The 25635-nt window shown below is 45.9% G+C and carries 25 protein-coding genes; 16 read left to right on the top strand and 9 right to left on the bottom strand.

Annotation, left to right across the window (positions count from 1 at the left end; all coding sequences use genetic code 11):
* The first annotated feature begins 163 nt into the window (after positions 1-163).
* The 12 genes from FD967_RS08380 (at position 164) to FD967_RS08325 (ending at position 11439) form a co-directional block, all read left to right on the top strand.
* Positions 164-1465: a TAXI family TRAP transporter solute-binding subunit gene (locus tag FD967_RS08380; RefSeq protein ID WP_215325558.1), complete on the top strand. Its 1302-nt coding sequence runs from the start codon at positions 164-166 to the stop codon at positions 1463-1465.
* Positions 1466-1494: 29 nt separating this feature from the next.
* A complete protein-coding gene (locus FD967_RS08375; protein WP_215325556.1) occupies positions 1495-2250 on the top strand; it encodes a 2OG-Fe dioxygenase family protein in 756 nt (251 codons plus the stop codon).
* 6 nt (positions 2251-2256) lie between these two features.
* A complete protein-coding gene (locus FD967_RS08370; RefSeq protein WP_215325554.1) occupies positions 2257-3501 on the top strand; it encodes a nitrate/nitrite transporter in 1245 nt (414 codons plus the stop codon).
* A gap of 7 nt (positions 3502-3508) precedes the next feature.
* Positions 3509-5947: a heavy metal translocating P-type ATPase gene (locus tag FD967_RS08365; RefSeq protein WP_215325552.1), complete on the top strand. Its 2439-nt coding sequence runs from the start codon at positions 3509-3511 to the stop codon at positions 5945-5947.
* Positions 5948-5956: 9 nt separating this feature from the next.
* On the top strand, positions 5957-6136 hold the full coding sequence (gene ccoS, locus FD967_RS08360) for a cbb3-type cytochrome oxidase assembly protein CcoS (RefSeq protein ID WP_215325550.1): 180 nt from the start codon (positions 5957-5959) through the stop codon (positions 6134-6136).
* A gap of 169 nt (positions 6137-6305) precedes the next feature.
* Positions 6306-7748: a cytochrome-c oxidase, cbb3-type subunit I gene (gene ccoN / locus FD967_RS08355; RefSeq protein WP_215325549.1), complete on the top strand. Its 1443-nt coding sequence runs from the start codon at positions 6306-6308 to the stop codon at positions 7746-7748.
* Between the two features lie 11 nt (positions 7749-7759).
* A complete protein-coding gene (ccoO, locus tag FD967_RS08350; protein ID WP_215325548.1) occupies positions 7760-8410 on the top strand; it encodes a cytochrome-c oxidase, cbb3-type subunit II in 651 nt (216 codons plus the stop codon).
* Positions 8411-8415: 5 nt separating this feature from the next.
* A complete protein-coding gene (locus FD967_RS08345; RefSeq protein ID WP_046330648.1) occupies positions 8416-8583 on the top strand; it encodes a CcoQ/FixQ family Cbb3-type cytochrome c oxidase assembly chaperone in 168 nt (55 codons plus the stop codon).
* The gene (ccoP, locus tag FD967_RS08340; protein ID WP_215325547.1) at positions 8580-9503 is read left to right on the top strand and encodes a cytochrome-c oxidase, cbb3-type subunit III; all 924 of its coding nucleotides are present in this window, start codon (positions 8580-8582) and stop codon (positions 9501-9503) included. The genes FD967_RS08345 and ccoP overlap by 4 nt, the downstream gene beginning before the upstream one ends.
* A 3-nt stretch (positions 9504-9506) precedes the next feature.
* Positions 9507-10964, top strand: a complete 1458-nt coding sequence (gene ccoG / locus FD967_RS08335) for a cytochrome c oxidase accessory protein CcoG (RefSeq protein ID WP_215325546.1) — start codon at positions 9507-9509, stop codon at positions 10962-10964.
* 32 nt (positions 10965-10996) lie between these two features.
* Entirely contained in the window at positions 10997-11185 is a 189-nt protein-coding gene (locus FD967_RS08330) for a FixH family protein (protein ID WP_215325545.1), read from the top strand.
* Positions 11182-11439 (top strand): hypothetical protein, encoded by a 258-nt coding sequence (locus FD967_RS08325; protein ID WP_215325544.1) that lies wholly within the window; start codon positions 11182-11184, stop codon positions 11437-11439. The genes FD967_RS08330 and FD967_RS08325 overlap by 4 nt, the downstream gene beginning before the upstream one ends.
* 7 nt (positions 11440-11446) lie before the next feature.
* On the opposite strand, the gene FD967_RS08320 is transcribed toward FD967_RS08325, so the two are convergent.
* Entirely contained in the window at positions 11447-12202 is a 756-nt protein-coding gene (locus tag FD967_RS08320) for a helix-turn-helix domain-containing protein (protein ID WP_215325543.1), read from the bottom strand.
* A gap of 65 nt (positions 12203-12267) precedes the next feature.
* On the opposite strand from FD967_RS08320, the gene FD967_RS08315 reads away from it, so the two are divergent.
* Positions 12268-12999, top strand: a complete 732-nt coding sequence (locus tag FD967_RS08315; RefSeq protein WP_215325542.1) for a sulfite exporter TauE/SafE family protein — start codon at positions 12268-12270, stop codon at positions 12997-12999.
* A 5-nt stretch (positions 13000-13004) separates the two neighbouring features.
* Here the strand turns inward: FD967_RS08315 and FD967_RS08310 are convergent, their stop codons facing one another.
* Positions 13005-14633, bottom strand: a complete 1629-nt coding sequence (locus FD967_RS08310; RefSeq protein ID WP_215325541.1) for a SulP family inorganic anion transporter — start codon at positions 14631-14633, stop codon at positions 13005-13007.
* Between the two features lie 13 nt (positions 14634-14646).
* Positions 14647-15048 carry a DUF2177 family protein gene (locus FD967_RS08305; RefSeq protein WP_215325540.1) on the bottom strand — a complete coding sequence of 134 codons (402 nt, stop codon included), beginning with the start codon at positions 15046-15048 and terminating at the stop codon, positions 14647-14649.
* A gap of 88 nt (positions 15049-15136) precedes the next feature.
* On the opposite strand from FD967_RS08305, the gene FD967_RS08300 reads away from it, so the two are divergent.
* Positions 15137-15577, top strand: a complete 441-nt coding sequence (locus FD967_RS08300; protein WP_215325539.1) for a universal stress protein — start codon at positions 15137-15139, stop codon at positions 15575-15577.
* Between the two features lie 63 nt (positions 15578-15640).
* Here FD967_RS08300 and FD967_RS08295 read toward each other — a convergent pair whose 3' ends face one another.
* On the bottom strand, positions 15641-17080 hold the full coding sequence (locus FD967_RS08295) for a M23 family metallopeptidase (protein ID WP_251369015.1): 1440 nt from the start codon (positions 17078-17080) through the stop codon (positions 15641-15643).
* A gap of 131 nt (positions 17081-17211) precedes the next feature.
* On the opposite strand from FD967_RS08295, the gene FD967_RS08290 reads away from it, so the two are divergent.
* The gene (locus tag FD967_RS08290; protein ID WP_215325538.1) at positions 17212-18345 is read left to right on the top strand and encodes a mandelate racemase/muconate lactonizing enzyme family protein; all 1134 of its coding nucleotides are present in this window, start codon (positions 17212-17214) and stop codon (positions 18343-18345) included.
* A 77-nt stretch (positions 18346-18422) separates the two neighbouring features.
* On the opposite strand, the gene FD967_RS08285 is transcribed toward FD967_RS08290, so the two are convergent.
* The 4 genes from FD967_RS08285 to FD967_RS08270 all read right to left on the bottom strand — a co-directional run bounded on the left by FD967_RS08285 (position 18423) and on the right by FD967_RS08270 (position 23359).
* A complete protein-coding gene (locus tag FD967_RS08285) occupies positions 18423-20435 on the bottom strand; it encodes a TRAP transporter fused permease subunit (protein WP_215325537.1) in 2013 nt (670 codons plus the stop codon).
* A gap of 76 nt (positions 20436-20511) precedes the next feature.
* Positions 20512-21462 (bottom strand): TAXI family TRAP transporter solute-binding subunit, encoded by a 951-nt coding sequence (locus FD967_RS08280; RefSeq protein WP_215325536.1) that lies wholly within the window; start codon positions 21460-21462, stop codon positions 20512-20514.
* A gap of 28 nt (positions 21463-21490) precedes the next feature.
* Positions 21491-22417, bottom strand: coding sequence for a dihydrodipicolinate synthase family protein (locus tag FD967_RS08275; protein ID WP_215325535.1), 927 nt, complete (start codon positions 22415-22417; stop codon positions 21491-21493).
* Between the two features lie 12 nt (positions 22418-22429).
* A complete protein-coding gene (locus FD967_RS08270) occupies positions 22430-23359 on the bottom strand; it encodes a 2-hydroxyacid dehydrogenase (protein WP_215325534.1) in 930 nt (309 codons plus the stop codon).
* An 84-nt stretch (positions 23360-23443) separates the two neighbouring features.
* Between FD967_RS08270 and FD967_RS08265 the strand changes: the two genes are divergently transcribed.
* A complete protein-coding gene (locus FD967_RS08265; RefSeq protein ID WP_215325533.1) occupies positions 23444-24385 on the top strand; it encodes a 3-hydroxyacyl-CoA dehydrogenase family protein in 942 nt (313 codons plus the stop codon).
* Positions 24386-24402: 17 nt separating this feature from the next.
* Here FD967_RS08265 and FD967_RS08260 read toward each other — a convergent pair whose 3' ends face one another.
* Complete coding sequence (locus FD967_RS08260) at positions 24403-25608, bottom strand: MFS transporter (RefSeq protein WP_215325532.1); 1206 nt, start codon at positions 25606-25608, stop codon at positions 24403-24405.
* Between the last annotated feature and the right edge of the window lie 27 nt (positions 25609-25635).

Below are 25635 nucleotides of genomic sequence, written 5' to 3'. Positions count from 1 at the left end.
TAACCTCGACCAATAAATGATCTACTTTCTTAGTAGCTGAATTCATTATTGTCCTAACGGTTCTTCAAACCCACCCCATCTTATCCTGAAATAATTCGAATCAATTGATTCCGCTCTAGATCCTTGAGCTCGGGGCATAATGGCAATAACAAAAATAATTCTTATGAACTTCATACGTAAAAATATCTATAACCCGATTGCAGTGGGCGCCGCCTTCTTCATTTTGGTTGTCTTACTTTTTTCCACGTTATGGGTACTGGTGCCACCGCCACCTCGTTCTATTGAGTTGGCAACAGGTTTTCCTACTGGCCTGTACCAAAAATTTGGCGAAAGACTCCAGGGTGAACTTGCTGAGCAAGGCGTATCTATGAAATTGCGTACGACCGGCGGAACAGGTGACAACTTAGCCTTACTGAGTGACCAGCACTCCGGTGTAGATTTTGCAATGGTGCAGGGTGGCGTAGCTGACCTATCAAAATATCCTGGCTTAGTTTCTATTGCGGGCGTTTTTTATGAGCCGGTATGGGTTTGGTACAGAGAGTCTAGTTTTAAAAATGAAGGTGGACGTTTAAGCTTATTGAGCCAATTAAAAGGCAAGCGCGTCTCGATTGGTAATGATGGTAGCGGTACCCTAACTTTGGCCTCTCAGCTGCTTAAAGCAAGCGGATTGAGTGTGAATGATTTTTATGCTGAAAAATTAAAGCCGCTAGATGCCTTGGAAAAATTTAAAAAGAATGAATTAGATGCAGTCTTTATTGTTAGTGCAGCTGAGGCACCCATTCTGAAGAATTTTTATGAAACTCCCGGCATTCGCTTAATGAGCTTTGAGCAGGCTGATGCTTATGTTCACCTATTTCCTTTCTTATCAAAGGTCACTGTACCTCGTGGGGTTATGAGTATTGCATATGATCTTCCACGTCAAGATATACAGGTATTGGCCGCAACAGCAACCTTGGTTGGTAAAGATGATGTTAGCCCTGCTTTGGTCACCTTGTTGCTAGGTGACACCTATGACATTCTGAAAACCTATTCTTATTTGCAAAAACCAGGAGAATTCCCATCTGGTACTGGCCTTGATTTTCCTTTACATGTTGATGCTGAAATCTATTTAAAGGACGGCCCATCTTTCTTGCATCGTCATCTACCTTTCTGGACCGCAGTATGGATTGGACGATTTGCAAAAATTGTGATCCCATTACTCGTCATTCTGATTCCTTTGTTTACCTATATTCCTGCTGCTAAGAATTTCTTTTTACGTCTCAAGTTATCCAGAGTCTATGAAGAACTGAAGGTCATAGAGAAAAATGCAGCTGTCCCAGAGTTAAAAGAAAAAAACTACAGAGATTTAGAGGATATTGAGCGAAGAGTCGGGAATATCAGAGTCTCTATGCTAGATGCAAAAGAGCTGTATGACTTAAAAGGTCACGTAGGAGAGGTGCGCGGCCGCTTGAATTTGCATTCCTAAATGCCTTGGTATGCGCCTAAAATAAACCGATGACTCTTTCCAGCCTTTTACCTCCACTGACACCCGCTAGGGAGATGGTTCAATCTTTGCGAGATGATGGTTTTGCAGTTGTCTCTGCTCAGGATGTTGCGGAAATTGCACATGTGGATCTTGATCAGCTACGGAATCTCACTCAGTTCTGGGAAGGTTTACCTCGGGATCCTTATCTTAAGGACGGTGGGCGGTATCGCTTTCGCCGACATTCAAGCTTTGAGGTCAAAGGAGAATCTTTGGCTATCGTGCCGCATCGTGCCCACTGGCAGTCTGTCAATTACAACGCCCTGCATGGTGGTATTGAGCGCTGGTTTGAGCCTTCGCAAGCTGAGCTCACTAGTAACCCTGCTTGGCATGCTCTTTTACTGGGATTGGCTCATATTCTGAATAGCATTAAGCAAGTAAACACCTGGTTTATTGAGGCTCACCAATTTCGAATTGATACGACTGATGGGATTGGGCGGCCAACGCCTGAGGGGGCTCATCGTGATGGCGTCGATTTTGTAGCTGTCTTTTTGCTAAATCGGGTTGGCATTAAAGGTGGCGAGACCCGAATTTTTAGTGCAACCGGTTCTGCCGGTCTGCGATTTACCCTCACCGAGCCCTGGTCTCTATTGCTGATGAATGATGAAAGAATGATTCATGAATCTACCCCGATTCAGCCCTTGGGAGAATACGGATATAGAGATACTTTGGTGCTCACTTTCCGCTCAAACGGCTTTCAGGATTCCCCTAATAGTAGTCAGCAGTAAGTTCTTATGCGTTTGAAACCCACTGGTTACACACCCCTGATGCTGATGGCGCAAACTTGTGCGCTATTGGGTTTTGCCTGTTACGCAGTGGTGTTAACAACATTACAAGATGAATGGCATCTCAGTAATTTACAGTCTGGTCTCATTGCTAGCGCCTTCTTCTTTGGTTACATGCTGATGGTCCCATTGGCAACGGCTCTCACCGATCGCGTTGATGCAAAAAAAGTCTATCTCGTGGGCGGTCTTTCGGCGACCTGTGGATTACTCGGCATGAGCCTCTTTGCTTATAACTTCTGGACCGCCTTGATATTGATGGCGCTCAATGGAGTCGGTTTAGCGGGTACTTATATGCCTGGCTTAAAAATTCTGTCAGATCGCATTAAAACCGGCGAGCTGACCCGTCACATTGCTTTTTATACCGCATTCTTTGGTATTGGCACTGGCTTCTCTTATCTTTGCTCTGGTTGGATCTTAAATAGCTTGGGCTGGCGCTATGTTTTTGGAATCATCGCCTTAGGTCCATTTACGGCATTGTTGATTGTGCTCTTATTTATTCCTGCACTCGCTCATGAAAAGTGGCACAGTCCAATACGCATTCGTTTTCACGATATTTTTCCGCTTGATAAGTGGCGCTTAGTCTTGCAAGATAAAACAGCCTCGGGATTTATCTTTGGTTATACCGCTCACTCCATCGAGTTATTTGCTTGCCGTAGTTGGATTGTGGCCTTTTTTGGTTTCTGTGCAATTGCGACAGGCGATCCCTTTCTATTAACTGCAACCACTCTTGCGGGCGTGATTAATTTCTTTGGCGTTCCTGCATCCATTATCGGAAATGAGATTGCCTTAAGAATAGGGCGCCAAAAATGGATTTTCTTTGTCATGCTGTCTAGTGCAGCATTTGGTGTGGCGCTCGCCTTGTCAACAGGACAATCTTGGTGGTTGATTATTGCCTTAGCAGTGGGGCATACGATTTTCATCATGGCCGATTCCGCCACCTTAACTGCAGGCTTAGTCATTAGTGCTCAAGAGAATATTAAAGGCGCGGCAATGGGACTCCATTCCCTAATGGGCTTTGGTGGCGGGTTGTTGGGCCCAGCTATTTTTGGTTTTGTACTCGACTTAACTGGCTCACGCACTACGCAAATATCTTGGGTCTGGGCTTATGCAGCTGTAGTGATTTGGGGTGTTCTCTTTGTGCTGTATGAGCGTCGTAATGGCTGGGTTAGTGGGTCTCTAACCCGCAATTCATGATTTATTTATGAGTTCTAGTTTGCCAAGTAATAGCTGTTATCACTGTGGCAGCTTTATTCTTCCGAACGACTCTTATGAGCTTGAGCTTGGTGATGTCAATAGACAATTCTGTTGCGCTGGTTGTATGGCAGTTGCGCAAACGATTCATGGCGAAGGCTTGGAAGTGTTCTATGCGCGCCGCGCACAGTCAAGTGATAAGCCCGCGACCTACCTTGCTTCAAATGAAATTCCTGACGGCCTAGCTCCTTATGACGACCCCTCTTTGCTTAGTCGATACACTCGCCCGAGTGGTGATGGTGGCTATCTAGAGACCACTCTACGACTAGAGAAGATTCGCTGTGCTGCTTGTGTGTGGTTATGTGAGCAGCACTTACGACGTACCCCTGGCGTCAAAGATGTACAGATTAATTACGTTAGTCAAAAGGTCAAGGTGGAATTTTCCCCTGAGAAAACCAGTCTCGCTCGCTTGCTCTTTGAAATTGAGCGCATTGGTTACGAGGCATGGCCTTTTGAGCCTTCAGTCTCAATAGAAAAGTCCAAAAAAGAACGCCGTCAATTACTTACGAGACTGGGGGTTGCATTACTAGGCATGATGCAAGTCATGATGTATGCCTGGCCAACCTATGTAGGTGACAGTGACATTACGGTGGAGTATGGTCTGCTATTGGGTTGGTCTAGTTGGGCCCTCACGGTTCCAGTAATGACTTATTCAGCAGGCCCCATTTTCCGAGCAGCCTGGAGGAGTGTTGCTTCGTTTGGGCAAACCCATATGTTGGGTATGGATGTGCCTATTGCTTTGGCTCTCACCCTAGCATTTAGTGCAGGTACCGTCAATCTCGTGACAGGCACAGGTCAAGGCTATTTTGATTCCATCACCATGTTTGTTGCCTTTATTTTGGCGGCACGCTACGTAGAGTTATTGGCGCGACAAGATGCACAGGGTGGAGCGGAGGCGCTGGCAAAGCAATTGCCTGCTACGTGTGAGAGAGTGCCGAACTATCCTTCATCTCAGCAAGTTGAAATTGTGCCAGTGGTTAACTGTAGCCCTGGTGAAGTTCTGCGCGTTCCTCCAGGTGATGTCGTTCCGGCTGACGGCATTTTGATTGAGTATGAGAGCTCTTTAGATGAGTCACTACTTACTGGCGAATCCAAACCGATTGATAAGCAGATTGGTGATCGAGTGTATGCAGGTACGCACAATATTCTCAATCCCATATTGATGAGAATCGATGCTGTGGGCCAATCTACTCGTATTGCAGGCATCGCCGCATTACTTGATCAAGCATTGCAAGCGAAGCCTGTCATGGTGAGCCTCGCAGAAAAGTGGGCTGGATATTTTGTTGGTTTTCTGTTGATGGCCGCCTTTTTATCTTCTGCAATTTGGTACTACATCGACCCCAGTAGAGCTTGGACTGTTTTGGTCTCTGTACTGGTTGCTAGCTGTCCTTGTGCCCTATCTCTCGCCGTACCAACGGCGATGGCTGCAGCCCAAGGGGCTGTAACAAAGCTCGGTTTATTGATTGTGCGTGGCCATGTACTAGAAGGTTTGGTCAAAGCAACGGATTTGGTGCTGGACAAAACGGGCACTCTCACCATGGGTCAACCAGAATTAAAAGAAGTCCTAGTTGCTCGCCCAGATTTTTCTAGAGAAGATGCACTGAGAATTGCTGCATCAATGGAGGCGGGTCAAAAACATCCTCTTGCACTATCACTCCTGCGTGCTGCAGAAGCTGAAAATCTTGCACTAAGTTCTTTGCCTGAGGCGGTTATCAATCAATTGGGCAAAGGCCTGAGTTCGGGTACTTATCGACTGGGAAGTGCTGCCTGGCTGGGCGTTCAGCAGATTGCGCAAGAGGGGCAGTATGGACAAGTACATTTAGCGGATAGCAAAGGGTTGATTGCGAGCTTTCTATTCTTAGACACTCCAAGGGCAGGGCTAGAGAAGCTATTAACTGCAGTACGGTCTCATAAGATTACCGTCCATTTGGTTTCAGGAGATGATTTAGCAACGGTGGCATGGTGGGCGCAGCATGTTGGTATCGATCGGTTCAAAGGTGCATGCTCACCAGAGGATAAATATCGCTATATTGCAGGCCTACAAAATCAGGGTCGTTTTGTTTGGGCCATTGGTGACGGCATTAATGACGCTCCTTTATTGGCGCGGGCAGATGTTTCGATTGCGGTCGGGGCGGGTGCACCCCTTGCTACAGCTGGTGCAGATGCAATTTTGACTGCAAGCTCCCTAGCCCCTTTGGCCAACTCGCTATTACTAGCTGATAAAACGCAGCGGATTATTAAAGAAAACTTGATGTGGGCACTGGTCTATAACTTGCTGGCCATTCCAATAGCGATGATGGGGTGGGTCAACCCCTGGGTTGCTGGTATCGGCATGTCCCTATCCTCCTTGGGGGTGACATTAAATGCCTGGCGCCTCAGAAAGGCCTAGACTACAGGGATGGAAAGCCTTTTTCTCTTAATCCCTATTTCCTTGCTTTTAATCGGGCTCTTGGCCTGGATTTTCTTTTGGTCTGTGAAGGCGGGTCAATTTGATGATCTAGACGGTCCGGGGGAGGCGATTTTGATGGATGACGATACGCCTAAATCCAAAAATATCAGTGATCACTATAAAAAATAACTTTATTTTTTAAGTAGTTAGGTAGGGTGAGCCACTCAATCTAGTTGCAAAAAGTATAAATGCACGTATTCTTTTTGATATAGATCAAAACGATATTTCATCCTAACTTTGATAATCAATCTAGTCTGTTTGGATTATGTCGCTGTTAGGTCACAAAAAAGGAGAGACCATGGGACTTACCGTGGGGAGCAATCAAAATACCTTCAATTACAAGGTTGTTAGCCAATTTGCCATCGTTACGGTACTTTGGGGAATTGTGGGTATGCTCGTGGGGGTTGTCCTGGCGGCACAGCTAATTTGGCCTGACATCACTTTTAATATTCCTTGGTTAAGTTACGGTCGCTTACGTCCATTGCATACCAATGCGGTCATTTTCGCATTCGGTGGATCGGCCTTATTTGCAACGTCCTATTACATCGTGCAGCGCACATGTCAGGCAAGACTCTTTTGCGATAAGCTAGCCGCTTTTACTTTCTGGGGTTGGCAGTTGGTGATTGTGCTAGCCGCAATTACTTTACCTCTGGGTATATCAAGCTCTAAAGAGTACGCAGAACTGGAGTGGCCAATTGATATTCTGATCACTTTGGTTTGGGTTGCCTATGCTGTGGTGTTTTTCGGCACCATTATGAAACGTAAAACAAAGCATATTTATGTCTCCAATTGGTTCTTCGGTGCGTATATCCTGACCATTGCCATTCTGCATATTTTTAATAATTTGGAAATGCCAGCCAGCATGTGGAAATCCTATTCCGCATATGCCGGGGTACAAGATGCCATGGTGCAATGGTGGTATGGCCACAATGCGGTTGGCTTCTTCTTAACGACCAGCTTCTTGGGCATGATGTACTACTTCATTCCTAAACAAGCAGAACGTCCAATCTATTCATATCGTTTGTCCATAGTCCATTTCTGGGCTTTGAACTTCACCTATATGTGGGCGGGACCCCATCATTTGCAACATACATCCTTGCCTGACTGGACACAGTCCCTTGGAACTGTGTTCTCAATTATTTTGTTGGCTCCATCATGGGGCGGCATGATCAACGGCATCATGACTTTGTCCGGTGCTTGGTTTAAATTGCGCACGGATCCAATCTTAAAATTCTTGGTAGTGGCATTGTCTTTCTACGGTATGTCCACGTTTGAAGGTTCAATGATGTCTATCAAGACTGTGAATAGCTTGTCGCATTACACCGACTGGACTATTGGTCACGTTCATTCAGGAGCCCTAGGGTGGGTTGCCATGATTACGATTGGCTCCCTGTACTACCTCATCCCCCGTTTAGTAGGGCAAAAAGATATGTACAGCACCCGCTTGATTGAGGTGCATTTCTGGATCGCTACGATCGGTGTGGTGCTTTACATCGCTGCGATGTGGATTGCCGGAGTAATGCAAGGCTTGATGTGGAGAGCATTTGAACCAGACGGTACATTGACTTACAGCTTTGTTGAGTCTGTAAAGGCAACCTATCCTTTTTATGTGATCCGTTTGTTAGGCGGCCTCTGTTACTTAGGCGGTATGTTCTTGATGGCATATAACGTTTATAAGACAGTGATTGGTAAAACATTCGTCAATGCCCCCATTCCACAAACATCTGCAGTTGTTCACTAAGGGGAAGAAAAATGTCTAGCGAAAATAAATTCTTTTCCCACGGAACGCTTGAAAAAAATGTTGGCTGGTTAATTATTGCCACCATCATTGTGGTATCGATTGCTGGTTTAGTGCAAATCGTTCCTCTATTCTTTCAGCACACAACCACTGAACCAAGCCCTGGTGTAGCGCCATACACAGCATTGCGTTTGGCTGGCCGCGATATCTATCAGCGTGAAGGTTGTGTTGGCTGTCACTCACAGCAGATCCGTACATTACGCTCAGAGGTTGAGCGTTACGGCCCTTATTCCTTGGCTGGCGAGTCAGTATTTGATCATCCGTTCTTATGGGGTAGTAAACGTACTGGCCCTGACTTAGCTCGCGTTGGCGCTCGTTACTCCGATGATTGGCATCGTATCCACTTGCGTAACCCGCGTGATGTGGTTCCTGAGTCCAATATGCCTGGTTACCCTTGGTTACAGAAAAGTGCTGCAGATGCTTCTTCGATTCAGTCTCATATGGTGGCAATGCGTCGTTTAGGTGTTCCTTACACTGATGAGATGATTGCTAACGCTCCTAAGGAGTTGGAAGGTAAGACTGAAGAGGATGCTTTAATTGCCTACCTTCAAGGTTTAGGTATTAATCGTCGCTACATCATTGTTGATGAAGTTGTTGCGAAATAAATCAAATGGAACAGATCACAGCTTATCTCTCCGCTTTTTCGACCGTCATTGGACTCGCCTTTTTTGTAGGAATTGTTTGGTGGGCCTGGTCTCCAGGTAGAAAGTCGGCCAATGAAGAATCAGCCGAACTTCCATTTGATCTTCCAGATGAATTTAGTAAGGACAAATCATGAGTGATTTTTTTAGTAGCGGTTGGAGTAATTACATCGCGCTAGTTTCATTAGTCGGTATTGTTTGGTGTATCTGGCTTCTGGCTTCACAACGTAAGGCCAAGGTAATTCATACGGTAGATGGTGCAGTAGCGGATACAGGCCATGTTTGGGATGGCGATTTGCGTGAGCTCAATAATCCATTGCCGCGCTGGTGGGCTTGGATGTTCTTACTATCTTGCATCTTTGGCTTGGTCTACCTGGTTTTATTTCCGGGTTTGGGTTCATTTCCAGGGGTGGTTGGCTATACCACTGACGGTGCTTTGATGAGCTCCATGACGGAGGCTAATGATGAGTTGAAGCCGGTGTACGCTAAATACGTGCAAATGGATATCGAGCAAGTTGCCGCTGATCCCAAGGCGCGCGAAATGGGTCAACGTTTGTTCTTAAACTCCTGTGCTCAGTGCCATGGTTCAGATGCGGGCGGCGCAAAAGGCTTCCCTAATTTGACTGATGGAGATTGGCTCTACGGTGGATCTCCTGAAAATATTAAGACGACCCTCATTAACGGACGCAATGGAGTGATGCCTGCATATGGACATCTCGAGACTGCGCAGATTGTAGATTTAGCCAACTATGTTCGCAGTTTGTCTGGTCTGCCTGCTGATGAGACAAAAGTTGCTGGTGGTGCAGAAGTATTTAAATCCAATTGCGTGGCGTGTCATGGCGTGGATGGTAAGGGCAATATTGCCTTGGGTGCGCCTAACCTGACTGATAAGACTTGGCTATATGGTGGATCAGAGGCAACTATTGTGGAGACTCTTACTAAAGGCCGGATGGCCATGATGCCATCTCAAGATAAAGTATTGAGCCCTGAAAAGATTCATCTTTTGACTGCTTATGTTTGGGGTTTGTCCAACAACAAGACAACTGCAGCTAAGTAATCAGTGTCAGATCATTCGCCCGTAGGAAAGCCTATTCCTATAGATGTCATCGAGGAATCTCTTTACGAGATCCGGCGAAAGATTTACCCACGATCTGTTAGTGGCTTATTTGCTCGTTGGCGTCTCATCTTAGTATTTGCAACGCAATTATTGTTTTATGGTCTGCCTTGGATTACTTGGAATGATCGTCAAGCGGTACTATTCGATTTAATTCAGCGTAAGTTTTATATCTTCGGCCTTGTACTGTGGCCACAGGATGTCATTTATCTGACGCTCCTATTAATTCTCTCTGCCTTAGCTCTCTTTTTATTTACGGCTATTGCGGGCCGATTATTTTGTGGCTACGCTTGTCCCCAAACGGTCTATACCGAAATTTTTATGTGGATCGAGCGTAAAGTTGAGGGCGATCGTTTTGCCCGGATTCGCTTAGATGGACAAGAGTGGCCTTGGGGTATTCATAAGTGGCGCCTCAAAATTACTAAGCACTTCCTGTGGCTTTTGATTGCTTTTTGGACTGGGTTTACTTTCATTGGCTATTTCACCCCAATTGAAACGCTCAGTGCCGCAATCTTGCATCTTTCTTTGGGGCCATGGCAAACCTTTTGGCTGTGTTTCTATAGCTTTGCTACTTGGGGTAACGCGGGTTTCATGCGTGAGCAAGTCTGTAAATATATGTGCCCATATGCACGCTTCCAAAGTGTGATGGTAGACAAGGATACTTTCTTGGTTACCTACGATAAGATACGTGGTGAGCCAAGGGGTAGTCGTAATAAGTCAGCAGATCATGCAACTCTGGGTCTAGGTGATTGCGTAGATTGCAGTATTTGTGTGCAAGTCTGCCCAACCGGAATTGATATCCGAGATGGTCTGCAATACATGTGTATTGGTTGCGGTGCCTGCATTGATGCTTGTGATCAAGTAATGGAAAAGGTAGATTATCCAAAGGGTTTGATTCGGTATACAACCGAGCGCGCTATTGAAGAAAAAGAAAGCAATCAAAGTGCAATACGTCATATCTTACGACCACGTGTTTTGATCTACATTGCTTTTATTACCGTACTCACTAGCGCCTTCTTAATCTCATTAGTCACCCGAAATCCTTTGAGGGTTGATGTGATGCGTGATCGTGGAGCATTGGCTCGCGAAGTGGAGGGCGTACGTATTGAAAACATCTACCGCATTCAGATTATGAATGCATCAGAAAATCATATGAATGTTCAGCTCAAGGCAAGCGGCTTATCGGATTTAAGAATACTCAATTCTCAAGGAGAGTTGGTCACGGGGATTGCAGTAGGTCCAGCCAGTAATCTGTTGATTCCAGTGAAAGTAAGTACTACCGTAGGTTTGCATGAGCCCGGTAATTATCCAATTCACTTTGATGTGATTGGGCAAGAAGTATCTGGCAGTGAGTTGATTGTCAGAATGCGCGATGAAAAATCGAGTTTTATTATTCCCCGCTAAGCTATATAGCGAATGATAGAGAGAGGAAAAACATGTCAGAACACGAAATAAATAAACCGTGGTTCAAGCAGCTCTGGCCCTGGCTACTGATCAGTGGCCCAGCAGTTGCTGCCATTGGCTGTGTGATTACTATTTATTTGGCGGTCAATCTCTATGCAGATAAGCCAGTACGAGATGGTGTTGTGAAGCACGGACTCAAAGTGGAGCAGGACCGCAAATGAAGTACCGCCTATTCATCTGGATTATGTGGCCTTCATTCTTGGTCTCTATCTTGGCCGAGGGCCTATTCTTCAGTATTGTGCATCCTGCTGAGCTATTGTTTTTTGGCAATCACCCCAATATTTCAGATGAGGGTATTTACACTATTGGATTTTTTGTTATTTGGATCTTTTGCTCATTTTCGAGCGCCCTGACAGCCTATGTTCTTCCGGGGATTAACGCTGATGCTAAGAACCCAGATAAAAGCTTAATATAGATTCGAACTAGGCGTATGGTTTGATCTGAACTGTACGTTCTGGGTTTGGGATACCGGCTAGTTCATACAGTCCGTCCACATCAATGAGCTTGATATGACGCTGTTTAATTTGAATTAGTCCTGATTCGGCAAAGCGTGAAAGCATTCGACTCACCGTTTCAATCTGAATGCCGAGATAGCTGCCAATTTCTACTCGACTCATGCGCAAATCAAATTCATTATTGAGGTAGCCTCTCGCAGCCAGGCGTTGAGAAAGATTTAGGAGGAAGGTCGCTAAACGCTCCTCTGCACGCAAACTACCAAGTGAGAGTAGGTGACGCTGATCTTGTGTGAGTTCACGACTCAGAATGCGGTGAAATTGCTTTTGTAGTTCTGGAATTTGGCGTGCTAAGTCCTCAAATGCCTCATAGCGAATAATGCAAACATCACTCTCTTCCAGAGCAATCGCTTCAGATTGATAGTTGCCCTCACCGATACCATCAAGCCCTAAGATCTCGCCGGGTAGATGAAAGCCAATAACTTGTTGACGCCCATCTTCTAAGCCATACTCTGTCTTGAGGGTGCCAAAACGAATGCTGTAGACCGCAGAAAGTGGATCACCATGGCGGTAGAGACTTTCACCTTTTTGTAGGTGAACCCGCTCTTTTACGAGGGAGTCAATCTTGGCAATGTCAGATGGACTAATTCCCACAGGCAAGCAAAACTGACCCAGTACACAGACTGAGCATTTGCCACTAGGGACATCTGAGTTGGTGTAATTCATATAGATCAAGTTATCAGATCAGTTTATTCTACTCGGATAATGTGTACTTTTAATATTTCTCTGGAATGCTGACTGCTAGTCTTCTATTGGCGGTCTTCTTGGGTGCTCTAGTCAGTGGGTGGCACTGCGCTTTGATGTGCGGCGGCATTGCTGCAGCAGTGGAGCGTCAAGGCAACTCTAGTGGAGCAACCTCTATTCCATTGCAAAGTAAGTCTGAGCTATTTTATCTTCAGCTCATCATGCACGCTGGACGTTTGATGACCTATGTTTTGCTTGGTGCCTTGGCTGCTTGGGCTGGTGCAGTTCTTTGGCAGCAAAATATAATGCCTATTCAGCGCCCTTTGTTTGCCATCACATCACTTCTTTTGTTGGCAATGAGTTTGAGTCTTTTACGTCCAAGATCAAAGAGTCCTCTCTTGCTAGGGAGGTGGCTTGGCACAAAAATGGCTACGTATTGGGCTCAATATTTAGGGGGTTTTACAGGCCGCTCATCTCGCTGGTTTAGTGGGATGGTGTGGGGCTTAGTTCCCTGTGGTTTGGTCTACAGTGTTTTACCGCTCGCCTTTTTATCAGGGGATGTCTTAACAGGCGCAGCGCTGATGCTGGCATTTGGCCTAGGTACCTTACCTAATCTGTTGCTGATTTCAAAATTTTCAGCGGCTCTGGCACAACTGAGTCAATATGCTGTGGTGAGATATATTGCTGCAGGTCTTTTGTTGTCAGCTGCACTATTTGGACTTTATCGCGCCTGGTATTTGCCGGAAGCTTTACTTAAAGTTGGTTTCTGTATCAGTTAATGGGATTATCTGATTGCTCCCGCGATACACTGTTGTAGGTCTGGGTAGATGCAATCAACAGGCAGGCGATCTAAGAGGCCTGCTCGAGTGGCCATCTCGTAGGGTTGATGGGCTAGCCCACAAACTATGAGCTTAATGTTGCGATTTTTACAAACTGCTTCAAGTTCAAGTACGGCATCCATTCCGGAAACGTCGATGTAGATCACATTCTTAAGATCAAGTATCAATACTTTGGAGGGTAATTCGTTTTCAATGTTCTCCAGAATTTTGACTGCGCCGAAAAAGATAGCGCCATAAATTCTGAATGCAGCAATAGTGCCCTGATACTCCTTTAGCTCTGGAAAATCGGTGAGATTGACGGGTTCATAGCGTGACAAACTCGAGATGCGATAAATGAAGGTAACGAAAGCAAGCATTAACCCCACTTGTATTGCGATAGTGAGGTCTAACACGATAGTTAGAAAAAATACGCTCAACATCGTTAGGCGATAAGGCAGTCGAAATTGCTTGAGGTCTGCAAACTTTCTCCATTCACCCATATTCCAAGCAATAAACATGAGGATGGCAGCTAGGCTAGCCAGAGGAATATTTTTTGCCAGCGGGGCTCCAAATAAAATAATCACTAGCAAGGTGATCGAGTGAACGACCCCGGCAATTGGGGTACTTGCTCCGCTCTGTATATTGGTGACTGTTCTAGCAATGGTTCCTGTAGCTGGCATGCCACCAAAGAATGGAGTGACTACATTGGCAGCACCCTGAGCCATCAGCTCCTGATTGGACTCGTGACGATCATGAATCAGGCCATCAGCAATCCGGGCACACAGTAGCGACTCAATCGCCCCAAGCAGGGCGAGAGTAATTGCTGGCGCAATTACAAATTGAGCGGTACTCCAGCTAATGGGGATCCATTCAAAGCTGGGTAGACCAGAGGGTATGCCGCCAAAACGACTGCCGATGGTATCTACCGGAAGGTTAAATGCACTCGTCACTATGGTGGCCGCAGCCATAGCAATGACAGTACCTGGAAGGTGATCAAGATAGCCAAGCTGTTTTTGAAAGACTCTCCAAGTAATCAGAAAGGCGAGGGTTCCGATCGATATTATTAAAGCGACAGGGTTAACCGTGTCGGCAGCAGCATACAGAGTTTGGACTGCTTGAAAAAACTCAGCAGGCATTTTAGTAATTTGAAGACCAAAAAATTCTTTTACTTGAGATAGGCCGATTAGCACAGCGATGCCGTTGGTAAAACCAATAATGACCGCGATTGGAATAAAGCGAATTAATGTCCCCAGCCGAAAGAGACCCATTAGAAATAAAAATACACCAGACATTACAGTTGCTAGGAGTAAATTAGCAACGCCATAGTGTTCAACAATGCCGTAAACGATGACGATGAATGCGCCAGCTGGCCCACCAATTTGTACTCGACTGCCGCCTAAGACAGAAATTAACCCACCAGCAATGATGGCGGTGAAGATGCCAGCTTCCGGCTTGAGTCCGCTAGCAATCGCAAATGCCATTGCTAAAGGTAGTGCAACTATCCCAACCGTGATGCCTGCCAATATATCTTTGCTGAACAGGACGCTGTTATAGCCCTTGAGGGAGTCGAGTAGTTTGGGGTGAAAAAAACGCATGTGCGAAAGGCTTTTAAGCCATCCGATTGCCAACCCAGTAGGCGATAGTTGCGGATAGCGCTGTAACAGCAGATCCCCAGGTAATGTCTACAAATGCCAAGCGCATGGGAAAGTCACGAATTACTGCAAGATTGGTTAGATCGTAAGTCATGTAGCAAAAGAAGCCAAATAGGGCCCCATACTGCGCCGCATATATCCAGGACTGTTTTGAAATCGCTGGAAAGATCACGAAAATCGATGCCCCAAGCGCGTATAAGAGATAAAAGACTAGTCCTGCCCACAATTTTGGCTCACTAGCCATGAGCGAACCCATCTCGTCACGATAGAGATTCTTAGCAATGCCAAGAAGCCAAATTAAATCGATGACGATCAGTAGTATTAGAAATGAAAAATACACTGCAAAGTACTTGAGCAATTTAGTGTCCTTTTTTAGGCTTTTACAGTTGAACAATAAAGATTATGATGGAATGGAAGGTATTAGAGTTAATTTAACAGGAGTCAATATGTTCAAGCATTTATTAGTGCCAGTTGATGGTTCAGATGTGAGTAAAAAGTCCTTAAAAAAGGTGGCTGAGCTTGCAAAGGTAGATAAAGCTGCAGTGACATTGGTTTATGTTTCTGATCCATTGCCGCCGATGGTGTATTCCGATAGCTCTATGGGTTACGGAATTTCTCAAAAAGACCATAAGAAGGTCTGCGAAGCTTATGCCAAAGATGTCTTCAAAAAGGCCTCTCTTTTATTAGGTGCCACCGTAAAAGTAAGCGTCCTTCATGTCTCTAATAGCAATCTATCAGAGGGTATTTTGGATGCCGCTAAGAAATCGAAGTCTGACGTGATTGTGATGGCCTCACACAAGCGTACCGGCATTAAGAGTCTCTTATTGGGTAGCGAAACGCACGAGCTTATTGTGCATTCCAAGATACCGGTATTGGTACTTGGTTAATACCGGGTGTATCAGAAATAAAGGGGCCCATAGGGCCCCTTTTCAATTGCTGATTTGCATTTGTTAGTTGATCGGTGGTGTACCCAGCAGTAGAATTTCTCGGGTTAGTAATCCACTATCGCTATCGCGCATATTCCACAAATCCAGCTGAGTTTTTACGGCGTAGGGATCAACATAGACCCCATCCTTTCTCAGTTCAAAATGGAGATGGGGGCCAGTGGAGCGTCCAGTCGATCCGACATAGCCAATCTCTAGACCACGCCGTACTTCATTACCCACTTCCAGTTCTGCGTTGTAGTTGCTCAAATGGGCATAGTAGGTGCGGTAGTTACCAGGATGCTCGAGGATGATGAGGTTGCCAAACGCGCCACTGAAGCCCAAATGCACTACCTTGCCTGTGGCTACGCTAAAGATTGGCGTCCCAATTGGCGCCGAATAATCAATTCCCATATGGGTTCGATATCTTTGCTTAGGAGCGGCGACAGTAGCGCTACCGTTCTTTTGTGGCGCAGCTTTTTTGCTTGATGCTCTTACGCTACCTACGCCGCGGGAGATGCGTCGATAGCTCAGGGGATTAGTCCAAAAGGTGCGTTCAATCGATTCTCTGCTGGCGGTATAAAAGCCCCCCGGGATATCACTTCTTTCGACCCAAAAAGCGCTGGCAAATACTTCACCAGAAGACGGTTCAATGATTTCCGCCGCCCAAATTTGAGCCCAACGTTCCTTATCGCCAAAATCCACAATCAAACGAACAATGCTATTCGTACTTTCAAGAACATTATTTTCTTCGGGGTAAATTTGCTTGATGATGGAGTTCAGCTCCCAAACCAGTTCAACAGGTAATTTATCACCCACTTTTTTGGGATCATACAAAACTGCGCTCAGGGGCAATTGGACTTCCGTAAAGCGCTTGGACTCATCTCTAAGGTAGTCCTGCTGAATTAAGAAGTTACCCGCTGCTGATGGTGTAAAAGTCCAAATCTCAGTCTTGGCATCCTGTATCGGGCCATTCATTACGCTTAAGGATTCGAAGCGGTTGCGGTTACCCAAAGCCAATGCATAAGGAATGCAAGTGCCCCGCATTCGATTAAAAAAACCTTTAGTTTGAGATTTGAAGAACTCATTCAATTCTCGATTGTCCACGCCTAGGGTAGCTGGAAGATTCTCCTCTTTAAAGCTACGACGTAGGCAACCGCGCTGGACGCGATAGTCCAGATTCGCACCACTTTCATTGTTGTATGTACTCTCGATCCGTTTAAATAATTCAGGATTGAAGTTCATACTCTTGCTAGGGCGATTGAGTGAATTGTCTTTTAGCTGAATGCCGGCCTGCTTAGTACTAGTGCTAACAGCTTTTGGTTTTATCTGAGGGGTTTTGCTAGCCTTACTTGCTTCACTTGCTTGTTGTGCTTGCGCGCTTGAAATCAATACGATCAGAGAGACTCCGGCAACGTTGATGACGTTTCTCAATAAGTAAGGTAATTGGCCCGCTATTTTTTTCACTGCTCAATTATCCAATATTGTTGCCCAGCCCCCTGTTTTTTATGTTGTAGTGCAGCAATTTTCTATTGAAGTTGGTCAAGGAAAGTGGCAAAAGTTGTAGATACAATTCATTTTTCGTTAAAGGAATTCTCATGCCTATTATTGAGTCAGTATCAGTTGCTGCAGTTGCGGTGCCTCTAGATAAGGTCACCTCCTTTTCCACTCGAACGGTTTCGGAGCGGCACTATTGCTTGGTGAAAGTGCGGGGCAAGGATGGCAATGAAGGTATTGGGTTTTGCTATGTCGGTAGTGCGGGCGGAGATATTGCCAAGATTGCCGTTGAGCAATTGCTAGCCCCAAAACTAATTGGTCAAAATAGTCATCGCAGCGAAGGTCTGTGGATGGATATGTATAACGAGTCTATTTTGCACGGGCGCGCCGGTGCAGTAATGCGTGGCATCTCAATCCTTGATACTGCCCTTTGGGACCTCAATGCTCGTGCTGCGAAATTGCCTCTCCACCAATACTTAGGATCGGTCGTAGATGATCGCGTTCCAGCTTATGCCAGCGGTGGTTACTACCTTGATGGTAAAACGCCCGCCATGTTGGGCAAAGAAATGGAGTCCTACGTAAAACAGGGCTTTAAGGCTGTCAAAATGAAAGTAGGGCGCTTATCCCCAAGAGAAGAAGAGGCGCGGGTGAAAGCTGCTCGTAAGGCTGTAGGCGAGGATGTTTTACTGACCTTAGATGCTAACAATGCTTGGCGCGATTTACCGACTGCCCTTGAATACATTCGCCGCTTTGAGGCTTATAACCCCTATTGGATCGAAGAGCCATTTTCTCCAGATGCTATCGATCTACATGCGGCCCTAGCCCGTCAAACCAAGATCAACGTTGCTACTGGTGAGATGGAGGCTGGACGCTGGCGTTTTAGGGAGTTAATTGAAGCTGGTGGCGTCGCTATATTGCAGTCTGATGCGGCAGTCTGTGGCGGCATCACGGAATGGCGTCGCATTTCTGCATATGCAGATTTAAAGGGTGTGATTGTTTGCCCACATTGGATGCATGATCTGCATGCTCCTTTAGTGGCAGCAACGCCAAATGCACGGTTTGTGGAATTCTTCTTGGATGATCAGGTCTTGAACTTCCGAAGATTAATTAATAAGCAGCTCACTTTCAAGAATGGTGATTTGATCTTACATAAGACACCGGGCTTAGGATTTGAGTTTGATGAAGCTGCCATCAAAAAGTATGCTGGTAAGACTGCTTGGACAAAGATTATTTAATGCATTTACATTCTCGGCAATAAAAAATCCCGCTCAAGAGGCGGGATTTTTTATGATCTTGAACTACTTCAATATGTTCAGGTAGATTTGGGATTGAGTTTGTAGTGAGTCATGAGTTGGGTGATGAGTACCAAAGCAAATCCAATAAAACCAATCAGATCCGCCTCCGTGGAGGGATAGGCTAAGGCCACCCCGGAGATCACCATGATGAGGCGCTCAAATAATTTCGTTTTTTCAATAAACCAACCCTGCAAGCCGCCGGCTAAACAAATGATGCCAACTACAGCAGTAAATGAAATCCATGCAATCTGCGTCCAGTCGGCCTGCTCTAGAGCGCTGGTAGATCCCATTAGAAGCAAGCTCACGCCTGATTTATCGAGGACAAACATAAATGGCACCAAGATTGCTGGGGCGACGTATTTCCAGGTTTGTAAAGTAGTTCTATAGGGATTGCCTTTACAAATTGCGGCTGCGGCGAATGGAGATAAAGCGGTAGGGGGCGACACCTCTGAAAGTACGGCGTAATAGAAGATGAACATGTGTGCAGCAAATGCGGGCACGCCTAAGTTAATGAGTGCCGGCGCAGCGATCACGGCGCAAATAATATAAGAGGCGGTTACTGGTACTGCGAGGCCAACGATCCAGACAATCAATGCTGTAAAAATAGCCGTTAGCAGCAATGAGCCTCCCGCATATTGAATCACGATGGAGCTAAATTTGAGACCTAGGCCAGTGAGGGTAACAGTACCAACGATGAGGCCTGCACCCGCACAGGTTGCTGCAATTGCCAAGACGCCTGTAGAGCCAGATGAGAGTGCCTTCGATAAACTGGAATTGTAAAGACCAGAAAGTATGGGTTCTTTACCTTTAAACCAAGCCCAGGGAATGATTGCGGTATCTTCGCGCAACATGCTAGACAGCGCAGAAACAACGGTAGCCCAAAAGACTGACATCACTGGCGAGAAGCCAAACATCATAAAAACTACAATAGAAATCAAAGAGAAAAAATGAAACCAATATTTTTTAGTTAACTGCCAGGCGCTTTCTGTGGATGGGAAATGAATATTTTTCATGCCGTACTTACGTACGTCGATTTCAACCATAACAAACAAGCCAAGGTAGAACAGAATCGTGGGGATAGTTGCCATGAGCAACACATCCAAATAGGAGATTTTGAGGAAGTCAGCAATCAGAAAGGCGGCCGCTCCCAATACGGGTGGTGAGATGATCGCACCAAGTCCGCCTGCAGCCAAAAGACCACCTGCGGCATTTTTTTCGTAACCTACTTTATCAAGCATCGGTGCAGCTACAGAGCCGACCGTGACGGTAGTTGCTACGCCCGATCCTGATGGGCCACCCATCAGGAAGGAGGATAGGACAATCGTTCTACCCACCCCAGATGATTTGCCGCCCATTGCGGCAAAAGAGAAGTCGATGAAGAATTTTCCTGCGCCAGTAAATTGTAAAAAAGCGCCAAAGATAGTGAAAAGAATAATTAGGGTTGCAGAGACGTCAACTGCGGTTCCATAGATGCCCTCAAGACTCATGTACATATAACCCACGAGCCGATCTAAGTCATAACCTTTGTGAGTCCATGGGGCGGGAAGGTAGTTGCCAAAGAAGGCGTATAGCAAGAAAAGCGCAGTAACGGTAACGAGCACCATGCCATTCGTTCTTCTGACGCCCTCTAGAATGAGCAGGATGAGAGCAATACCAACCATGACGTCAGTAGAATTAGGGGCAGTATTTCTGTCCATGAGTCCATCGCCGCCGGCCAGAATGTAATAGGCAATAGCAACTGAGCCTAAAGCAAATAAAACATCCCAAATCATTAACTTGTTTTTAAAACGAGCGGCAATAGGAAAGCTTAAGAACACTAAAAACAAGACTAGGGCAACGTGGATAACTCTGAGCTGATGCGTTGGAACAATCGAGTAGGCTGCATATAAATGAAATAAAGACATACCTATTGCCACCAGCGTAATGAATATAGCCAGCAGACCTTTGTAGTCATTAGAATCGCCCTCTTCTTGCTTAATGAAGGCATCTAATTTTTCTTGGGTTTCGTTATCAATTACATTTTGGTTCATGTCTTTATCAATCTATTTTTATATTTATGTGCGGCACTAAAGCAGAAGGGGTGAGATTAACTCACCCCGATATGGCTTAGTTTACTTTGATACCTTTTTCTTTAAAGTACTTTAATGCGCCTGGATGATAGGCAATCGGTGAGGCATTCGCTTTTTGGTTCTCTAGCTTGATATTTCTGTACTCAGCATGTGAGCGGACAAGTTCAAGCTGATTATCAAAAATGGCTTTAACAATTTTGTATGCCTCTGCATCAGACATAGAAGCGTTCACAACCAACAGATTGGCAACCGCTGCAACTTTGTTATCTTTCTCCATGCCGCTATAAGTTTGCTTTGTAATCACTGATGGGAAATACAGATTGCCATATTTTTTATTCATGGCAGGAATTTCAGCAGTAGTGTCTATCATGACAATTTTCATACTAGGACTGTTTGCTAAATCGGTAACAGCAGCAGTTGGTAATCCACCTACCCAAAAGAATGCGTCAATCTTACGATCTTTGACAGCATTGACAGATTCAGCAACGCTCAAGCGTTCACGCTTGACATCTTTGTCTTTATCCAACCCTGCAGCCTCTAACAAGCGAAAAGCCATTACTTCAGTGGCACTGCCTGGTGAGCCTGTACTGATGCGCTTACCTTTGAGATCTTTCATGGTCTTAATGCCAGTGGATTCCACGGTAGCAACGTGCATTAGATTTGGATACAGTATGAGTAAGTTGCGTAAATCGATTGGCTTGTCCTTGAATTTATCCTCACCATCCTTAGCATCTTTGGCAGCATCAGCCATTGAGAAACCAACGTAAGGTTTGCCAGTACCAACGAGTTTTAAATTATCAACCGACCCACCTGTAACTTCAGCAGTTGCTGACATTCCTGGTACATGCTTAGATAAGACTGAGGCAAGGCCTCCACCCATTGGGTAATAAACGCCACCAGTACCGCCGGTTGCAATAGAGATATTTTGCGCTTGTGCAGCGCCGAACAACATAGTGATGGATACAGCTATTACTTTTATAAGCTTCATTTTTGTCTCCGGTTTTGTATCTATTAAATTAAAGACCTGGCATGCTGAAATTAATCTTTTGCAGCTCGTTCAATAACTTTGCTTGCTGGTCTGCGCTCAGTTGCATCAGTGGTGGACGCACGCGTAACCATTCAGCATCTTTACTGTAGTGCGCAACGGCAGTTTTCATGCCGGCAATCATTTGATATTGAGCAAATACTGAGCGTACTTGATCAAGGGCATCTTGACGTTGATCTGCATCAGATTCTCTCCAATGCGCGGCTAATTCAGCGATAGCCCTAGGGTTTACGTTAGCAGTTGCGGAGATACAGCCAACCCCACCTGCCCGCAGGGCGCGCATCAGAAATACTTCGCTGCCGGCGTATACACGAAAACCCGATGGTGCCAAGAGCTTGATGACGGATTCTGTATAAGCCCAGTCTCCAGAACTGTCTTTCATGCCAACAACAGTCTTTGGGTACTCTTTATGAAGGCGCTCCAACAAAGAAAGGCTCAGATTAATCTTCGTGACGGGTGGAATGTTGTAGATATAAATCTGCAATCCTGCATCACTCACTTTTTGGATTACTTCTGAGAAGTAGGCGAAGAGACCATCATCAGTAATATCTTTGTAGTAGAACGGTGGCAACATCAACACGCCGGCACACTTGTGTTGCACTGCATGTTTAGTCATCTGCACGGTGGCATCAATTGAGGTGGCTCCAGTTCCAGGCATCATATGCGCTGGGTTCAAGCCGCCTTCGATCAACGCAGTTAAGGTGTTCATCTTTTGCGGGTCTGACATCGAATTGGCTTCTGAGTTCGTGCCGAAGATCGCTTGACCAACGCCGTTAGCTTCAAGCCATTGACATTGCTTCAGTAATTTTTGTGCATCTGGACTGCCATCCGCTTTGAATGGTGTCAATACCGGTGAGAGTACTGCAGGTAGCGTTGAAGGGTGTAGGGAAATGGTCATACTTACTCCGGTTTAATTTTGAACTTCGGTGAGAAGTGGCTGTTGATTATAAAAAGCTTCTAAATTATTTATTGCTAAATTTGTCATTAATTGTCGCGTTTCGGAGGTAGCGCTGCCGATATGCGGTGTCAGTAGAACATTATCGATATTTAAGAAGCCCCCATTCGGATTGGGCTCATTTTCAAATACATCTAATGCCGCACCGGCAATCCTTTTTTGCTGCAGTGCAACTAAAAGTGCAGCCTCATCGACCACGCTTCCCCGGGCAATATTAATCAGGTAGCCCTGCGGCCCTAAAGCATCTAAGACTGTAGCGTTGATCATTTTGTCTGTTTCTGGGCTGGCAGGGCAGGTCAGAAATAAGACGTCAGATGCCTGTGCCAGAGCAGTGATATCTGGATAGAAATCGTAGGGCAAATCTTTTTGAGTCGGGCCGGTATAGGCTAGTTTGACTTTAAAGGGTTCAAGTCGTTTGGCCAGATCCTGCCCAATTCGCCCCATCCCGGCAATACCAACGCGTTTACCGGCCAAGGTGGTAGTCACTGTAAAAAGACCATTTTTCCAGGCTGCGCTTTGCACAAAAGCATGTGCTTGTGGAATGCGGCGCAATAAGCCAAATAACATACCAATGGCCAATTCGCAGACAGCATCATTTAATACCCCTGGGGTGTTGCTGGCAGCAATACCGTGAGTCTTGAGATAAGCAAGAGGGAGGTTGTCATAACCAACACCGCAGGTGGCCACCATACGTACTTGAGGCAGCTGCTCTAGTAGCGCAACAGGTAATTTGGTATTGGAGCGTATCAAGATGCTCGTAAATGAGCCTGCCGGTATTGGGGAATTTGGATCAAGAAGGCGGACAGGCGTGATGCGCTGGTCAATGACTGCTTGCATTACCTCTGGAAATTGTCCGACCTGCAGCACTGAATTGACTGGGATCATGTCTCACTTACTTTTTTATTGGAATAATGACAGCATTGTAAAGGGATTCGTAGTCCTTATCTTGCCACCCAAGGAGAAATTGAGATGTTATTTACCCCATCCGAAACGAAGGTCGTCATTGTGGGCGGTGGCACCATGGGTGCCGATGTTGCTGCGGTATGCGCACGCGGGGGCTGTGCAGTGCAAGTGTTGGAACCCACTACAGAACGGCGTGCACTATTACCCGATTACTTTGCCAACACCATGATCGATCTGGGTTATGAGCACCGCCTACATTTACTCTCGACAGCTGGTTCCTTAGAAGAAATAGATTGGTCGGAAATCGATTTGGTGATCGAATGCGTGCCTGAGCGCTTAGATATCAAGCAGGAGTTATTTGCCAAACTAGAACAATATGCAAAACCAGAAGCAGTCTTGGCGAGTAATAGCACCAGTTTTCCAATCAGTGATATTTCAGCAGGGCTAAAAACAGCGGCACGGATGATTGGCTTACACTTCTTCATGCCTGCACACTTAGTGCCTTGTGTAGAAGTGGTCTACGGTGTTAAGACTTCGCCGATGGTGGGCGAAAGCCTTTCTCGTCTGATGACGGCTTGCGGCATGGTTCCTGTTACCGTGAAAAAAGATTTGCCAGGCTTTTTGGCAAATCGCTTACAGCATGCCTTATCGCGCGAAGCCTTCGCCATGGTCGATGCCGGCATTGCTAGCTTGGAAGATATCGATAAGGCCGTACGTTTTGGCTTTGGCTTTCGTTATATCGCTGCAGGACCTGCAATGCAGAGAGACCACGCTGGATTGGATGTGCATGGCGCCGGTGGCGCAACGATTTATCCGACTCTCAATAACTCCCCAGATATTGCTAAATGCTTAAGTGAGCGTATTGCTAGTGGCAAGCTAGGTATGAAAACCGGCGAAGGCTTTTATTCTTGGACTGCAGAAACCATGAAGGCGGAGCGAGAGCGCTACCAAGAGGCCTTGCGCGAAGGTTTAAAGATTATTCAAAAAGATTTGCCGAAGATTGACTAAGCTTAACTAAGTCAGTTTTAGGTCAGGTCTTTGAGATTAAGTGTTCTGAGTTGAGGTGCAAGCCTGTATGTCAGCAAGACAACGAGCAAGGTCGCAGCTCCACCAAATACGATGGATGGAACAAGCCCCATCAGACTGGCTGCAATTCCAGATTCAAGCGCCCCTAATTCATTAGAGGAGCCAATAAATATCCCATTGATTGCGCTGATCCTGCCCCGCATCTGATCTGGGGTAGTCAATTGCATAATGCTGCCACGGATGACTACTGAGATAGAGTCAAAGCAACCAGAAATAAACAAGAAAAGAGCGCAAAGCCAAAGATTGTTTGAAAGTCCAAAGGCAATAATGGCAATCCCAAAGCCGCCGACTGACAACAATAAATATCTTCCAGAATCTTCTAGCAGGGGTCGACGCGCTAAGTAAAGACCTACAATCACAGCCCCAGCTGCTGGCGCTGCCCTCAGAATTCCCAGGGTTTCAGGGCCGGCATTGAGAACCTCTTTCACAAAGGCGGGGAGTATCGATACTGCGCCGCCGAATAGTACGGCAAACATATCGAGCAGCATGGTACTGACAATCAGCTCGTGTTTTCGTACGTAATGAAAGCCCTCCAAAAAACTCTTTAAGAAATCATTGCTCATGCCTTCTGACTTTTCATGCTTGATACGAATGAAGCTCACTCCATATAGACCGACAGCGCTACTCAATGCAGCCAGGGCATAGGTCCACTCCAGCCCAGTAAATCCAATCATGAGCCCACCCAAACCCGGCCCAGCTACCACGCAAATCTGAAACGCAGAGGATGCATACGCGGTGTAGCGTGGCATTTGTTCTCGGGGAATAATTTGTCCAAAGATGGCCTGATAAGAGGGGCGCAATAGTGCACGAGCTAAGCCTAAAAAAGCTACTGCTGAATAAATTAACAGAACAGGCGGTGCCAACCAGTCAAGCGCTATTGCAACTAGAAACAAGGCAACGACAATCTGCAAAGTGCAGGCAATCGCAGCGATCCATTTCCGAGAATGGCGATCTACCGCATGGCCAGCATAGAGTGCTATTGCAAAGTAGGGAATCAGCTCGGCAAGACCAATCAGGCCAAGGGCAATGACGCTATTGGTAATCTCATAAATATGCCAGCCCACTGCAACCATCATGATTTGATAGCTCAAGGTTGCGCCTGTACGGTAGAGCAACAGAGTTTTAAAGGCTTGGCTAGTTTTCATGAGTTTTTCTTATTCTAAAGGGGGTAG

It is taken from the genome of Polynucleobacter sp. JS-Mosq-20-D10, assembly GCF_018687755.1.
GTDB lineage: Bacteria > Pseudomonadota > Gammaproteobacteria > Burkholderiales > Burkholderiaceae > Polynucleobacter.
This window is presented reverse-complemented; position numbering and strand designations above follow the sequence as displayed.

Coding starts and splice junctions, on each gene's coding strand:
- FD967_RS08265 (WP_215325533.1), top strand. CDS start 23,444: ATGTTATTTACCCCATCCGAAACGAAGGTCGTCATTGTGGGCGGTGGC.
- FD967_RS08370 (WP_215325554.1), top strand. CDS start 2,257: ATGCGTTTGAAACCCACTGGTTACACACCCCTGATGCTGATGGCGCAA.
- FD967_RS08365 (WP_215325552.1), top strand. CDS start 3,509: ATGAGTTCTAGTTTGCCAAGTAATAGCTGTTATCACTGTGGCAGCTTT.
- FD967_RS08375 (WP_215325556.1), top strand. CDS start 1,495: ATGACTCTTTCCAGCCTTTTACCTCCACTGACACCCGCTAGGGAGATG.
- FD967_RS08280 (WP_215325536.1), bottom strand. CDS start 21,462: ATGAAGCTTATAAAAGTAATAGCTGTATCCATCACTATGTTGTTCGGC.
- ccoN (WP_215325549.1), top strand. CDS start 6,306: ATGGGACTTACCGTGGGGAGCAATCAAAATACCTTCAATTACAAGGTT.
- FD967_RS08300 (WP_215325539.1), top strand. CDS start 15,137: ATGTTCAAGCATTTATTAGTGCCAGTTGATGGTTCAGATGTGAGTAAA.
- ccoP (WP_215325547.1), top strand. CDS start 8,580: ATGAGTGATTTTTTTAGTAGCGGTTGGAGTAATTACATCGCGCTAGTT.
- ccoS (WP_215325550.1), top strand. CDS start 5,957: ATGGAAAGCCTTTTTCTCTTAATCCCTATTTCCTTGCTTTTAATCGGG.
- FD967_RS08330 (WP_215325545.1), top strand. CDS start 10,997: ATGTCAGAACACGAAATAAATAAACCGTGGTTCAAGCAGCTCTGGCCC.
- FD967_RS08285 (WP_215325537.1), bottom strand. CDS start 20,435: ATGAACCAAAATGTAATTGATAACGAAACCCAAGAAAAATTAGATGCC.
- FD967_RS08380 (WP_215325558.1), top strand. CDS start 164: ATGAACTTCATACGTAAAAATATCTATAACCCGATTGCAGTGGGCGCC.
- FD967_RS08260 (WP_215325532.1), bottom strand. CDS start 25,608: ATGAAAACTAGCCAAGCCTTTAAAACTCTGTTGCTCTACCGTACAGGC.
- FD967_RS08320 (WP_215325543.1), bottom strand. CDS start 12,202: ATGAATTACACCAACTCAGATGTCCCTAGTGGCAAATGCTCAGTCTGT.
- FD967_RS08290 (WP_215325538.1), top strand. CDS start 17,212: ATGCCTATTATTGAGTCAGTATCAGTTGCTGCAGTTGCGGTGCCTCTA.
- FD967_RS08275 (WP_215325535.1), bottom strand. CDS start 22,417: ATGACCATTTCCCTACACCCTTCAACGCTACCTGCAGTACTCTCACCG.
- FD967_RS08270 (WP_215325534.1), bottom strand. CDS start 23,359: ATGATCCCAGTCAATTCAGTGCTGCAGGTCGGACAATTTCCAGAGGTA.
- ccoO (WP_215325548.1), top strand. CDS start 7,760: ATGTCTAGCGAAAATAAATTCTTTTCCCACGGAACGCTTGAAAAAAAT.
- FD967_RS08315 (WP_215325542.1), top strand. CDS start 12,268: ATGCTGACTGCTAGTCTTCTATTGGCGGTCTTCTTGGGTGCTCTAGTC.
- FD967_RS08345 (WP_046330648.1), top strand. CDS start 8,416: ATGGAACAGATCACAGCTTATCTCTCCGCTTTTTCGACCGTCATTGGA.
- FD967_RS08325 (WP_215325544.1), top strand. CDS start 11,182: ATGAAGTACCGCCTATTCATCTGGATTATGTGGCCTTCATTCTTGGTC.
- FD967_RS08310 (WP_215325541.1), bottom strand. CDS start 14,633: ATGCGTTTTTTTCACCCCAAACTACTCGACTCCCTCAAGGGCTATAAC.